10 protein-coding genes and 1 riboswitch are annotated in these 14,260 nt (G+C 40.8%); of the genes, 2 read left to right on the forward strand and 8 right to left on the reverse strand.

Annotation, left to right across the window (positions count from 1 at the left end; translation table 11 throughout):
* Positions 1 to 43: 43 nt before the first annotated feature.
* Both B9T28_RS11890 and B9T28_RS11895 read left to right on the forward strand, forming a co-directional pair.
* On the forward strand, positions 44 to 913 hold the full coding sequence (locus B9T28_RS11890; protein WP_086204206.1) for a putative porin: 870 nt from the start codon (positions 44 to 46) through the stop codon (positions 911 to 913).
* 311 nt (positions 914 to 1,224) lie between these two features.
* Complete coding sequence (locus B9T28_RS11895) at positions 1,225 to 1,992, forward strand: putative porin (protein ID WP_086204207.1); 768 nt, start codon at positions 1,225 to 1,227, stop codon at positions 1,990 to 1,992.
* A gap of 56 nt (positions 1,993 to 2,048) precedes the next feature.
* Here the strand turns inward: B9T28_RS11895 and recJ are convergent, their stop codons facing one another.
* From recJ to aceE, 8 genes are all read right to left on the reverse strand, one after another.
* Positions 2,049 to 3,755, reverse strand: coding sequence for a single-stranded-DNA-specific exonuclease RecJ (gene recJ, locus B9T28_RS11900; protein WP_086204208.1), 1,707 nt, complete (start codon positions 3,753 to 3,755; stop codon positions 2,049 to 2,051).
* Positions 3,756 to 4,412: a pyridoxamine 5'-phosphate oxidase gene (gene pdxH / locus B9T28_RS11905; protein ID WP_086204209.1), complete on the reverse strand. Its 657-nt coding sequence runs from the start codon at positions 4,410 to 4,412 to the stop codon at positions 3,756 to 3,758.
* Positions 4,413 to 4,432: 20 nt separating this feature from the next.
* A complete protein-coding gene (gene glmM / locus B9T28_RS11910; protein WP_086204210.1) occupies positions 4,433 to 5,767 on the reverse strand; it encodes a phosphoglucosamine mutase in 1,335 nt (444 codons plus the stop codon).
* Between the two features lie 107 nt (positions 5,768 to 5,874).
* Positions 5,875 to 7,341 (reverse strand): IMP dehydrogenase, encoded by a 1,467-nt coding sequence (gene guaB / locus B9T28_RS11915; protein ID WP_086204211.1) that lies wholly within the window; start codon positions 7,339 to 7,341, stop codon positions 5,875 to 5,877.
* A 326-nt stretch (positions 7,342 to 7,667) separates the two neighbouring features.
* The gene (locus B9T28_RS11920) at positions 7,668 to 8,465 is read right to left on the reverse strand and encodes an oxygen-binding di-iron domain-containing protein (protein ID WP_086204212.1); all 798 of its coding nucleotides are present in this window, start codon (positions 8,463 to 8,465) and stop codon (positions 7,668 to 7,670) included.
* Between the two features lie 170 nt (positions 8,466 to 8,635).
* Positions 8,636 to 9,211, reverse strand: a complete 576-nt coding sequence (locus tag B9T28_RS11925) for a TMEM165/GDT1 family protein (protein ID WP_086204213.1) — start codon at positions 9,209 to 9,211, stop codon at positions 8,636 to 8,638.
* Between the two features lie 90 nt (positions 9,212 to 9,301).
* Positions 9,302 to 9,445, reverse strand: a riboswitch (yybP-ykoY riboswitch).
* Positions 9,446 to 9,561: 116 nt separating this feature from the next.
* Positions 9,562 to 11,508 (reverse strand): 2-oxo acid dehydrogenase subunit E2, encoded by a 1,947-nt coding sequence (locus tag B9T28_RS11930; protein ID WP_086204214.1) that lies wholly within the window; start codon positions 11,506 to 11,508, stop codon positions 9,562 to 9,564.
* Positions 11,509 to 11,510: 2 nt separating this feature from the next.
* Positions 11,511 to 14,225, reverse strand: a complete 2,715-nt coding sequence (gene aceE, locus B9T28_RS11935) for a pyruvate dehydrogenase (acetyl-transferring), homodimeric type (protein ID WP_086204215.1) — start codon at positions 14,223 to 14,225, stop codon at positions 11,511 to 11,513.
* Positions 14,226 to 14,260 lie beyond the last annotated feature (35 nt).

Consider the following 14,260-nt stretch of genomic DNA (forward strand, 5'->3'; position numbering starts at 1 on the left):
ATTATTACAACTTTTACTATAAAACTTTGAAAGGGGATATAACATGAAACGTACTTTAGTGACTTTAGCTCTGACAACCATTGCGAGCTCAAGCTTTGCCTACAATGCACAATTAGATGGTGGTATCACTTATTTTAACAATAATGATCACATGACCGATTTTCAGGGACAGTTTGATTTAAAAGGGACATATTACTTTGAAGCTGTTCAAAGCAAAGAAGCTCCTTTAAATGAAGCAGCATTCTTAAGTCATAGTAGTAATGTGTATGCACAATACAACTATAACGAGTGGAAAAGTAAAGAATATATAATCTCTTTAGAGGATCAAGGCTCTCTTTACCCATTAGCAAAAGTAAAAGATGAAAGTAATATTCACCATTTCATTGGTGGTCTAGAATATTTTTATGAACAATTCTATTTCGATGCTGCAATTGGTTTTGGTCAAGTCAAAGATAAAACTGAAGTGAAAGGCAGTGATAAAAGCGATTCATATCAACATGATTATGATGTCACAACCTATCGTGCACTCGTGGGTTTTATGCCAATCAATAACTTACTTTTAGCAGTAGGTGTGGATGGTTATCAAGGCAATGATGACCAAGATAATGAAACCAATTTTGCGGTAAAAGCAAAGTATGTCATGCCCATTGGTCAAGCAGGTCAATACTTGAACCTTGATGCTAATGGTACTTTTGGCGATATGAACAATGCTGTGATCGGTGCAGATTATTACTTCAATAAAATCTTCAGTTTAGGCGGTGCCTTTTATCTGAACGATGATGATGTCAGTGATTATAATTTCATCGCTGTTCGCACTAAATATTTCTTTAATCCAAACCTTGCCGTTGGGGGTGAATTTGGTTTTAGTGGCGATTTACAAACCTTCAATGTGAATGCAACTTATCGTTTTTAAGCCGATATTGTTCGTTTAACTTCCTTTTTCTAAAAAGTATTTCACTCAAGAAATACTTTTTTTATTACAAAATATGTATTGTTTTCACTCAACCACTCCAATCTCCATACTATCCACACAGTTTTAATAAAACTAAACATATTAATTAAGCATTAAATATCATAAATTTAAAACAAATAAATTACGCAAAAACACTATTATTACATTCTAGTTACGATCGAACGATTGACGATCTATTTTTTTTACTTAGACTAAGTTGTAACAAAAGATGTAAAAATACATCGAATTACTTCTTTCAGAGGGGAAAAGTTATGAAAAAGTTAGCTATCGCAACTGCATTATTCTCTACTTTAGCTGTTGCTGGTACCGCAAATGCATACCAAGCTGAAGTTGGTGGAACAATCAATGTTATTGATCCAGATCATGCTAATACTACCACTGGTTTTGGTATTGATGGCACTTACTATTTCAACCCTGTTCAAGTCAAAGATGCGCCTTTAAATGAAGCTGGTTTCTTAAACCGCGCAAGCAATGTTAAAGCCAATGTCGCTTATTCGGATAATGATGATCTAAAAATAACGACATTCGGTGGTGGCGTTGAATATTTCGTACCAAACACTGATTTTTATGCAAGTGCTGGTATCCAACACGCTAAAGCAGAATTCCATGATTTTGATACAAAAACCACATCATACAATGCTGAAGTCGGTTATTTACCTGTACCAGGTTTATTAATTGCTGCGGGTATTGTTGGTGTTGATCAAAAAGATGGTGACAACAATGTTGATCCTGCAATCCGTGCTAAATATGTGACTAAAGTTGGTCAATATGACATGAACTTCGAAGCTGCAACAAGCTTTGGTGATGTTGACTATTACAACTTAGGTGCAGATCTTTATTTAGACAAAACTTTCAGTGTTGGTGCAGGTTATAGCGGCACAAATGGTGATTTAAATGATGAAGATGTTTTCTCAATTCGTGCGAAAAAATTCTTCAATCAACAAGTTAGCTTAGAAGGTTCAGTCGGTTTTGGTGATAACTACAACACTTATGGTGTACGTGGCGCATACCGCTTCTAATTGCTCTACATAAAGAAAAACCGCTCCATGAGCGGTTTTTCTTTATGTAAATCATACTAACTTTGTTCTAAATACAATAATTTCAGCTGTAAACTGACCTTACCATTAAATTGATTTTTATCCATTTCATAAACAATGTGTACTTCAGCAATACTTGGGTCAAAAGCAAATTTATCCTGTGCATTAAACGCAATGGCATCGACAGATTGGCCATCGCCCAAAGCTAATTTTAACTTAAGATGAACTTCCTTTAACCAACGGTACTCTAAAACTTGAAAACGACCTTCAAAAATAGGCGAAGGAAATTTTTGCCCCCAAGGCCCCAATTGCTCAATCATATCTACTGTATGTAAATTCAAGGCATGCCTAGGTAATTCGCCATCCGTCCATAAAACAGCCTGAAACAAATCAGCGTCCAGCTCTTGAATCAGCGTTAAAAATACCCGTTTAAACTCTTCAAAGTTTTCCTTTTTAAGAGTTAAACCTGCCGCTGCGGCATGACCACCAAAATGACTTACCAAATGTGGATATTGTTCTGCCACTTTTTCAATCATATCTCGAATATGCACACCATCAATCGAACGTGCGGAACCTTTAATATGTATCCCATCTTGGTCTGCCGCAAAAACAATACTGGGGCGATGGAACTGTTCTTTTAAACGACCCGCAACAATTCCAATCACGCCCTGATGCCATTGTTGATCAAACATCACCAATGCAGCAGGTAAATTTTCTGGATCCACATTAAGATGAGCCAATTCAGTTAAAGCCTGTTGCTTCATTTGTGCTTCAACTTGACGTCGTTCTATATTCAAATCATTCAGTTGCTGCGCCAATGGATAAGCCGTCTGCATATCCACTGCAAGCAAACACTCAATGCCTATGTCCATGGTTTCCATTCGACCCGCAGCATTAATACGTGGCCCTAAGACAAAACCTAAATCTTGTGCTTTTAATTCAGATGGATCACGCGCTGCAATATCCAGTAATGCACTAATTCCTGCTCGACACTGATACTGTTGAATCCGCTTTAAACCAGCATCGATTAAAATTCGATTGTTATAATCCAAACTCGCGACATCGGCATAAGTTCCCAATGCCACCAAATCTAAATATTGCGTTATTTTTGCAGCTGATTTAGCCAATTTTGAACGATAACTGGAAAGATTGGCTAAAAGATAAAACGCCACCCCGACACCAGCCAAAGCTTTACTTGGAAACCCACAACCCAACTGATTGGGATTCACTACCGCTTCTGCTTTAGGTGTTTCTTTGGTGGTCAAATGATGGTCGGTAATAATCACCTGCATACCATGCTTTTGCGCCTGCGCTACACCTGCGTGACTAGAAATCCCATTATCCACCGTAATTAACAGCTCGGGCTGGAATCTTTCAAACGCCAGATCTGCAATCGCTGGGGTTAGACCATAGCCATACTTGAATCGATCTGGCACTAAATATTGCACATTGGCACCCATCTCACGCAGTGCAAGAATCATCAGTGCGGTACTGGTTGCACCATCCGCATCATAGTCACCGACAATGATAATTTTTTGCTGCTGATCAATCGCGGTATCTATAATTTGAATGGCTTGATCCAAATCTTTCATGCTGGGTGGCAGTAAATACTTTAATTTCAAATCAAGTTCTTGCTCAGACTGCACACCACGGCGCGCTAAAATTTCAGCAATAAAGCCTGAAACGCCCTGAAAATTTTCAGGGCGTGTTAAAAATGGTCGTTGTTTAATTTCTATATTTTGCATTTATGGCATCAATCGTTGTAATTTCCAGACACCATCTATCCGCTCAAAAGTTAAACGGTCATGTAATCGATTAGGTCGCCCTTGCCAAAATTCATAATGGTTTGGCACCAAGCGGTATCCACCCCAAAATTCAGGTTTTTCCAAGGTTTGCAAATCTACAACTTGATCCTGTAACGCCTGAAAGCGTTGTACCAGTAATTCACGACTTTCAATGACACCACTTTGTGGGGTACTGATATGCGCTGCAATCTGACTATCTCGTGGACGTTTATGATAATAGTCTGTGGATTCTGCTACTGAAATTTTTTCAACTTGACCACTAATTCGAATCTGCCGCTCTAATTCTGGCCAATAAAATAAAAATTCGGCATAAGGATTTTCAGCTAAATCTAAGCCTTTTTGACTGTCATAATTACTATAGAAATCATAGCCAGCTTCCGTTGCACCCCGTAATAACACAGTACGTACATGTGGTCGACCTGCAGCATCCGCAGTGGCTATAGACATGGCATAGGGTTCATGCAGTTTTGCAGCTAAAGCAGCGTTGAACCAAATCAGGAACTGCTGATGTGGATCTTGAGCCACATGTTCTTCATAAAGTGCATCTTTTTCATAAGTTAAACGAAGCTCACTTAAATCTTTAATGACATCCTGCATGACACCCTACCTTTCAATACTTAAGCGACAGCTTGTTGACGTACCGCATCTGCCAAATGATTTGCCAGATTAGTCACCTCTTGCAAATCATCACCTTCGACCATAACACGGATCACAGGTTCAGTACCCGATTTACGAATCAAGAGTCGTCCACGACCTTTCAGCTGAGCTTCAGCCTGATCAAATGCTGCAACCAATGCAGGCACTTTAAATGGGTCAAACATCTGTTGTAGACGGACATTCACCAACACGTTTGGAAATAATTTAAAGTCTTCGATCAGTTCATCCAACCCTTTACTCTGCTCCACCATCACGGTTAATACTTGCAGTGCTGCGATGATTGCATCCCCTGTGGTACTTTTATCTAGCGTTAGAATATGGCCCGATGGCTCACCACCAATTACCCAGGCTTGTTCTTCTAGGTTTTGCAATACATAACGGTCACCTACATTGGCACGTACAAATGGAACTTGCGCTTTTTCCAACGCCAATTCCAACGCCATGTTACTCATGACTGTCCCGACAATGCCCGCAGGTTTATGTGCTGCCTGTGTCGCAAGTACATATAAAATGTGGTCACCATCGACCAAGTGCCCATGCCGATCAACCATTACAACACGATCCGCATCACCATCAAAGGCAATGCCTAAATCTGCTTCATGCTCTAGGACGGCTTGTTGTAAATGCTCTGGATGCGTCGAACCACAGTTTTCATTAATATTTAACCCATTCGGCTCAACATTAAGCGCAATCACTTTTGCACCCAGCTCACGGAAGACTGAAGGGCCCACGCTATACGCAGCTCCATTGGCACAATCCACCACAATTTTTAAATGACTCAAATCAAAATGGTATGGAAATGTTGATTTACAGAATTCAATATAACGCCCATTGGCATCTTTAACCCGCACACTTTTTCCCAAGTTTGCAGTGTCATCAATCACAATGTCTTTTTCTAATTCTTGATTAATGGCTTCTTGTACAACATCTGGCAATTTTTTTCCTTCAGCCGAGAAAAACTTAATACCATTATCAAAATATGGATTATGTGATGCTGAAATGACAATACCCAAATTGGCATGTAAAGCACGGGTTAAATGTGCAATTGCAGGGGTTGGTAGTGGCCCTAAAAGATGTACATATACGCCCGCTGCATTTAAACCTGCCTGTAGCGCAGCTTCTAAAATATAACCTGAAAGACGAGTATCTTTACCCAGAACAACAATTGGCTTAGATTTCGGACTTAATTGTTTTAATACTTTACCTGCCGCAAATCCTAATTTAAGTGCAAATTCAGGGGTAATTGGAAGTTCACCAAATTTTCCACGAATTCCATCTGTACCAAAATAACTCATTTTTTACCCACTTTTTTATGCTATTTTCTTCAATCGCAATACTGTACACCAAAATAAAAAAGCCGTCATAAACTGACGGCTTTTTTCAATCAAAACACTACCAAAGATTAACCAACACGATAGTTTGGTGCTTCTTTAGTAATCGTTACATCATGTACGTGTGACTCTTGCATACCCGCAGCTGTAATTTTCACAAATTGGGCATTTTGACGAAGATCTTCAACAGTCGCAGAACCGGTATACCCCATTGATGAACGTAAACCACCCATCATTTGGTGAACAATGTTACCCATTGGACCTTTGTAAGGTACACGACCTTCAATACCTTCTGGAACAAGTTTCTCAGCACCTGCTTTCGAGTCTTGGAAATAACGATCCGCAGAACCAGTTGCCCCAGCCATTGCACCTAAAGAACCCATACCACGATAAGCTTTATAGTAACGACCTTGGAAAAATTCAACTTCGCCAGGGGCTTCTTCAGTACCCGCCATGAGTGAACCGACCATAATCGTACTTGCGCCAGCACCAATCGCTTTCGCCATATCACCTGAGAAGCGAATACCACCATCTGCGATTAAAGGAATTTGATCTTTTAATGCATTAGCAACGCTATCAATTGCAGAGATTTGCGGCATGCCAATACCAGCAACAATACGAGTCGTACAGATTGAACCTGGGCCAATACCGACTTTTACCGCATCAGCACCCGCATCCAATAAAGCTAGTGCAGCATCACCAGTCGCAATATTTCCGCCAATGACTTGAACTTGCGGATAATTGGCTTTCACCCAACGCACACGTTCAATTACACCAGCCGAATGACCATGTGCAGTATCAACTACAATTACATCCACACCTGCATCAACCAATGCTTCAACACGTGCTGGTGTATCCAGTCCTGTGCCTACTGCTGCACCAACGCGTAAGCGACCTAAGTCATCTTTACAGCTCAATGGATAAAGTTCAGCTTTACGGAAATCAGTGACCGTAATTAAACCTTTCAATTCATTGTTTTCACCAACCACCAATACTTTTTCGATGCGGTTTTTTTGCAACAATGCTTGAATATTTTCTTTAGACTCACCTTCACGTACAGTTACAAGGCGGTCTTGACCTGTCATGATATTACTTACAGGTTGTTCTAAATTCGTTTCGAAACGTGTATCACGACCCGTGACAATCCCGACAACTTTACCATCTTTAACAACAGGCACACCGCTGATGTTATTGGCTTGAGTAATTGCAATGAGTTCACGAACTGTGGTTTCTGGTGTCACGGTAATCGGATCTTTGACCATTCCCGCTTCAAATTTTTTCACACGGCGTACTTCAGCAGCCTGTGCAGAAATATCCATGTTTTTATGTAGAATACCAATACCGCCATTTTGCGCCATTGCAATTGCCATACGTGACTCAGTCACGGTATCCATTGCTGCTGAAACTAAAGGGATATTCAGATTTATGCCACGAGTCAGGCGTGCCTTTAAGGAGACATCTTTTGGGAGGACAGTTGAATAGGCAGGGAGTAATAAGACATCATCGAAGGTTAAGGCTTCTTGAACGATGGTCAACATAACAGTCTCACTGGTAATTTCCGTGAGCTATTATATACAAATTTCTGTTTAAATTTCATTTTTATTGCTGGGTTTTTTGTTCTTTTCTAGACTACATGGTATTGACGTAGCCTCAAGCGATTTCTACATCAATTCATCAGTATCATCTCTTTCAGATACATCATCACACCAGAACTTGGTTCGATCCTCTTTATTTAAAGTTATTATTCATAAATACGAGATATAGCTTGAAGCAAAGTTTTCCCCCTTTTTTAATTCTCATCGTGAAAATTGATTTTTTTTGACGGAATCTAAAAAAGGAGGCTTTAAACTCAATTTTTAATTGTTTATTCTGGACAAGTGAAAACGGTTTCATCCATTAAATCAATGCCGCATTCTAAATTTTCAATCCAATCTAGAAATTGATTAATCATGTCTTTACCCAAAAATGGCGTACCATGCTGCGGCACAATCATCTCAATATCCATTTGACGCACCATTTTAACCCATAAACGGATCACACGATTAGAACACATATAACGTTGATGGAAACCTTTCATTTTCGGAATATGCGCTGCGAAATTTTCTAAAGGAACAGAGGCATCCTCCACCATCGAAGCCCCCATATCGCCTGAAAACAAAATTTTTGCAATCGGGTCATAAAATTGAAAATTACCGACTGAATGCAGAAAATGCGCCGGCACTACAATAATACGAGATTCACCTAAAGGAATTACACCGCCTTGATCCGGAAGTTCAATTAAGCGTTCCAGCCAGCCACCTTTCATACGATCGCTCATAAATGCTGAGTTTAAGTGCGGTAAGAAACGTGCCCAAAGTTTAGAAGCTACCACTTTGGCATCGGTATAGACCAACCAGCGCGGCATTGAAGTAATAATATCGGGGTCTTGGTGAGAAGCCATGACATAGTCAAGGTTTTGCAAGCGGGTATAGCGATTCAACTCCATGGTCAAAGGCACATAAGTCAAGTCACCACCGGGATCAAGTACAGCAGCACGCTCATGATCTAAAATTAAAAATTGATTGGCCTGAACACCTTCCCCTTTCACCAAACTAGTAAAACTAATGCATTTATGCGTACCATTATCAAATAATACTTGTGATGTTGTGCGCTCAAATACCATGTATACAAACCCCAAAAAATCTTTTTAAAATAAATTATTATGAATCCCATGTAAGATATAAGGAATTAATAAAAGTTACAATAAATAGACCATCAAAATGCAATAAAAATATTTTAACACCAATAAAAAAGCCCAATATCAGTATTGGGCTTTAAAAATTCATCTAACTTTTAAAAGAAATAATAGGTCACCAATGTGGCAATACCCAATATCAGGAAGATCAAGGCACTCACTTTATGAATAGCGGCAATCGGCAGTCGATTCGCAAACTTATCACCAATAAGTACTGCAGGCACATTGGCAATTAACATCCCTAAGGTTGTACCTATGGTCACCAAAACAATACTGTCATATTTAGCCGCTAAACCGACCGTAGCAATTTGAGTTTTATCACCAATTTCAGCTAGGAAGAATAAAATAAAGGTTGTACCAAATACACCGTATTTTTGCCATCTCTTAATACTTGCTGTTTCATCTTCGAGTTCATCGGGAATGAGCATCCAAAATGCCATGCCAATAAACCCAAATGCTAGAATCCAAACCAACCATAGCGGATTAACCACTTCAGTAATCCATTGACCGAGTAATGCAGAAATACCATGATTAATCAGTGTTGCAGCAAGAATAGCTAAAATAATAGGAACTGGCTTTTTAAATCGTACTGCGAGTAACAAGGCGAGTAATTGGGTTTTATCACCCATTTCAGCTAGGGCAACAATGAGGGTAGAAGACAGAAGCTCTTGCATATTATCGATCCAGGCTAGCAAAAATTACCGATGACTTACCCCTCCTGCTAGCCTATTTGAATAGCTTTAACTATCCGATGCGGAGTGATAAATCAAAGGTCTTGCCAACAAAAAATAGCTGAATCAACAGCTAAATTGGTTCTTTGCTATGGTGGCCACGTTCTGTTGAACAATTATGTTGACCATCACCTTTTTACTTTGCGTAAAAAGCGGCTACTCCCCAATGAAGTGTGAATCATTTTAAAGTGCTTGATACTATTTTTCAATCGCTATCAACTTAAAAACAACATTCTAAAAATAAAAAACCTCGCCAAAGCGAGGTTTTTTATTTTTACGATTTAAAGTTTGGCTTAAAGCAGAATCGTACGGATATCTGCTAAAATTTTTGTCAGTTTATTGGTAAAGCGTGCTGCATCCGCGCCATTAATCACACGGTGGTCATAAGACAATGATAACGGCAACATTAAACGTGGATCAAAACCTTCGCCATTCCAAACTGGTTGCATGGTCGCAGGTGAAATACCCAAAATTGCCACTTGAGGCCAGTTCACTAACGGTGTAAATGCCGTACCACCAATTGAACCCAAGCTGGTAATGGTAAAATTTGCACCTTGAAGATCTTTTGGAGAAAGTTTCTTATCACGCGCTTTTTGACCCAGGACACCAAGCTCAACCGCAATTTGCTTAATTGATTTTTGGTCAGGATGGCGTAATACAGGTACGGTTAAGCCATCTGGTGTCGCGACTGCAATCCCGATATGGATCTCATTACGTAGCAATACTGACTTACCATCATCTGCCAAGTGGCCGGCAAAATCACGCTCTTCTTTCAGTAGATGCGCAATGGCTTTAATGATGAATGCCATAATGGTCAGGCTAATGCCTTCTTTCTTAAAGTTACCTTTAAGATCATTACGCCATGCTTCAAGTGCAGAAATATCCGCTGCGTCAAACTGGGTCACTTGTGGAATAAAGTTATTCAGAGACAATTGCGGAATCGACACTTGCTGTAAGCGTGTCAGCGCTTTCTCTTCTACACCACCAAATGCTGTGAAATCAGGCAATTTTGGCAAGCCAGAAACTTGAGCAACCGCTTGAGCCACTTGCGGCGCGGTCAAACGCATTTTTACATAAGTAACCAAATCGGCTTTCATCAAGCGTTCATGCGGGCCAGATGCTTTAACATCTGCCAGTACAACACCCAATTCACGCGCCAGTTTACGCACGGCAGGGCCTGCATAAACTTTAGCATTGGCAGCACTTTGCTCTTTCGTCAACTTATCTACGCCATTTGTAGTCGCAACTACAGGTGCAGACTCTTGTACTTTAGCTGCTGCTTGAATAGGAGTTGTTGCTTTTGCTGTCTCGACTTTCGCAACAGGTGCAGGAGCCTGACCTTCAGCTTCAATCGTCACCAAAGCCACACCTTGGCTGACACTTTGACCCAGTGCAACATGAATTGCTTTGATCACACCTGTAGCTGTACTTGGTACTTCTACAGAGGCTTTATCCGACTCAGCAACACATAAGCTTTGATCTTTTTCAACACGATCACCCACGTTAACCAAAATTTCAGAAATCGTGGCTTTTTCCACACCTAAATCTGGAACTGCAATCTCTACCGAACCAGATTGAGTCACAACTGATGCAGCTACAGGTGCAGCTGTTGGTGCTGGTGTAGCGACAGAAGTTGATGCTGTTGGAGCTGTGGCTACATTTGCAGTAGGCATAGAAGCTGTTGTTTTCACCGTAATGATGACCACACCTTCTTTTACGGTATCGCCTTCCTTAATCTCAACGCTGACCACTGTGCCTGAAACTGAGCTTGGTACTTCTACAGTCGCCTTGTCAGATTCAACCACAACAATACTGTCATCAATCGAGATTTCATCACCAACTTTGACTAAAATTTCCCCGACCAGTGCTTTTTCAACACCAATATCAGGAACTTTAACATCAACGATTTGAGAATGAGTCAAAACTGGTTCCGCTGCTTGTACTTGAACAACAGGCGCTGTTTCGACTTTAACTTCGGCTTTAATCACTTCTGGTTGAGCAGGTACTACCGCTGCTGCTGATTCAAGTTCAATGAGGATCTGACCTTCAGACACTTCATCGCCTTCTTTAACCAGAATACTTTTGACCACACCTGCTGAAGTGTTAGGCACTTCAACAGAGGCTTTGTCTGACTCAAGCAATACAATGCTCTCATCCACAGCAATCGTATCACCAACTTTGACTAAAATTTCAGCAACAGTGGCCTTATCGACACCAATGTCGGGAGTTGTAATTTGCATGATTATTTCTCCTCGTTTGATGGTTCTGCATAAGGCGCAACATCCTGAACTGAAGGATGAGCTTGAGGTAACCATGCCACAGGACGATCAACATCAAGTTCAAATGAAGAAATTGCATCTTTAACAAGACGCGCATCTACTTCACCTTCATCTGCCAATTTTTTCAAGGTTGCAACGACAATGTGCGCTGCATCTACACCGAAGTAACTACGTAAAGTACCACGTGTATCTGAACGCCCATAACCATCTGTGCCTAAAGCCACAAATGGACGGTTATCTGGAAGATAGGCACGAATCTGTTCGCTATACGCACGCATATGATCAGTTGCTGAAACCACAATACCTTTAGTACCGCGAAGCTGTTTAGATACCCATGCTTCTTTGGCTTCTTCTGCTAATGGATGTAAGCGATTATATTCTTCACATGCCATACCATCACGTGCCAACTCATTAAAGCTTGTCGCGCTCCAAACATTGGAGTGAATTTGATATTCATCACGCAAAATTTGCGCTGCTTTAATCACTTCACGAAGAATGACACCTGAACCCATCAACTGTACTGTTGCTTTGGTATCGTCTTCAAGCAAATACAGACCACGTCTAATGCCTTCTTCTGCATCTTCAGGCATTTCAGGATGTTCATAATTTTCATTCATTACCGTTAAGTAATAGAACACACGCTCTTGATTCACATACATACGTTGTAAGCCATCATGCACGATGACAGCCAACTCGTAACCAAAACAAGGATCGTAGGAAATACAGTTTGGAATCGTATTGGCTAAAATATGTGAATGACCATCTTGGTGCTGTAAGCCTTCACCGTTTAGCGTAGTACGACCTGCGGTTGCGCCTAACAAGAAACCTTGCGCTTGGGCATCACCTGCCGCCCATGCAATGTCACCAATACGTTGGAAACCAAACATCGAGTAGTACATGTACATTGGAATCATTGGCAAGTTATTGGTTGAATAACTGGTTCCCAATGCAGTCCAAGCACTCATGGCACCCGCTTCGTTAATCCCTTCATTCAGCATATGACCATCTTTTGCTTCACGATAGTTCATTAACTGTTCTTGATCTTCTGGGGTGTAGTTTTGTCCATGGGCAGCATAAATACCCAATTGACGGAACATCCCCTCTAAACCAAAGGTACGTGCTTCATCAGGAACGATTGGCACAACACGATCTTTAATGGCTTTATCTTTCAATAATGACGCAATTAAACGCACCATCACCATGGTGGTCGATTGTTCTTTACCCGCACTACCTTTTAATACACCATCAAAGACTGAAAGCTCTGGAATAGCCAATGCTTCACTGTCTTTACGACGCGCAGGAAGATACCCACCTAAAGCCTCACGACGTGCTTTCATATATTTCATTTCAGGTGAGTTTTCACCTGGACGATACAGCGGCAAGCCTTCTAACTGATCATCTGTAAATGGCAAATTAAAACGATCGCGCACATAACGCAATGAATCTACATGCATTTTTTTGATTTGATGGGTTTTGTTGACCGCTTCAATTTCATCAGACAAACCATAACCTTTGACTGTTTTCGCCAAGATTACTGTCGGCTGACCATTGCGTGTCATTGCGGCTGCATAAGCTGCATAAACTTTGTACGGATCATGACCACCACGATTTAAGTTATCAATATCTTCATCACTTAAATCTTTGATCAGCTCTTTTGCTTCTGGGTATTTACCAAAGAATTGCTCACGTGTATAAGCACCACCTTTGACTTGGTAACGCTGATAATCACCATCCAAGGCTTCTTCCATACGCGCTTTTAACGCACCAGAAGTATCTTTATCAAGCAGTGGATCCCAATGACGCCCCCAAACCACTTTAATCACACGCCAACCTGCACCACGGAAAACAGATTCAAGTTCCTGAATAATTTTACCGTTACCACGTACAGGACCATCTAGGCGCTGTAAATTACAGTTCACCACCCAAATTAAGTTATCTAACTTTTCACGACCTGCAAGTGAAATTGCGCCCAAGCTTTCTGGCTCATCCATCTCACCATCGCCGAGATAAGCCCAAACTTTACGATCTTCTTCTTTAATCAAACTGCGATTCATCAAATATTTTTGAATATGTGCTTGATAAATCGACATAATTGGACCTAAGCCCATCGATACCGTAGGGAACTGCCAATAATCAGGCATTAAATACGGATGCGGATAGCTCGACAAACCATTGCCATTCACTTCACGACGGAAATTATTTAACTGATCTTCAGTTAAACGACCTTCCAAGAAAGAACGTGCATAAATACCTGGTGCACAGTGACCTTGATAATAGATCATGTCACCACCGAAGTGATCGCTATTGGCACGGAAGAAATGGTTAAAACCAACATCATATAAAGTTGCTGAAGAAGCGAAACTTGCCAAGTGACCACCGAGGTCATCACCGGTTTTATTGGCGCGTAGTACCATTGCCAATGCATTCCAACGAATGAGGGCACGGATACGGCGTTCCATATCTTGATCACCTGGCATTGCAGGCGTTTCTTCTACCGAAATAGTATTTAAATAAGGCGTATTGATCCGCTGAATCGGAACGTGTTTTGCAATTGCTTGTTGATATAATTTTTCTAGCAAAAATGCAGCACGATCGGTTCCCATATGTTGCAAAACGGAATCAAAGGCATCTTGCCACTCTTGGGTTTCTTGGGCGTCTGTATCACCGTAATACACCATAACTTACCTACTCCATACGATCTCTTTTCTATATC

Origin of the sequence: Acinetobacter silvestris (assembly GCF_002135235.1) — a bacterium.
Taxonomy (GTDB): domain Bacteria; phylum Pseudomonadota; class Gammaproteobacteria; order Pseudomonadales; family Moraxellaceae; genus Acinetobacter; species Acinetobacter silvestris.

Coding starts and splice junctions, on each gene's coding strand:
- B9T28_RS11930 (WP_086204214.1), bottom strand. CDS start 11,508: ATGCAAATTACAACTCCCGACATTGGTGTCGATAAGGCCACTGTTGCT.
- aceE (WP_086204215.1), bottom strand. CDS start 14,225: ATGGTGTATTACGGTGATACAGACGCCCAAGAAACCCAAGAGTGGCAA.
- B9T28_RS11895 (WP_086204207.1), top strand. CDS start 1,225: ATGAAAAAGTTAGCTATCGCAACTGCATTATTCTCTACTTTAGCTGTT.
- recJ (WP_086204208.1), bottom strand. CDS start 3,755: ATGCAAAATATAGAAATTAAACAACGACCATTTTTAACACGCCCTGAA.
- glmM (WP_086204210.1), bottom strand. CDS start 5,767: ATGAGTTATTTTGGTACAGATGGAATTCGTGGAAAATTTGGTGAACTT.
- B9T28_RS11925 (WP_086204213.1), bottom strand. CDS start 9,211: ATGCAAGAGCTTCTGTCTTCTACCCTCATTGTTGCCCTAGCTGAAATG.
- pdxH (WP_086204209.1), bottom strand. CDS start 4,412: ATGCAGGATGTCATTAAAGATTTAAGTGAGCTTCGTTTAACTTATGAA.
- B9T28_RS11890 (WP_086204206.1), top strand. CDS start 44: ATGAAACGTACTTTAGTGACTTTAGCTCTGACAACCATTGCGAGCTCA.
- guaB (WP_086204211.1), bottom strand. CDS start 7,341: ATGTTGACCATCGTTCAAGAAGCCTTAACCTTCGATGATGTCTTATTA.
- B9T28_RS11920 (WP_086204212.1), bottom strand. CDS start 8,465: ATGGTATTTGAGCGCACAACATCACAAGTATTATTTGATAATGGTACG.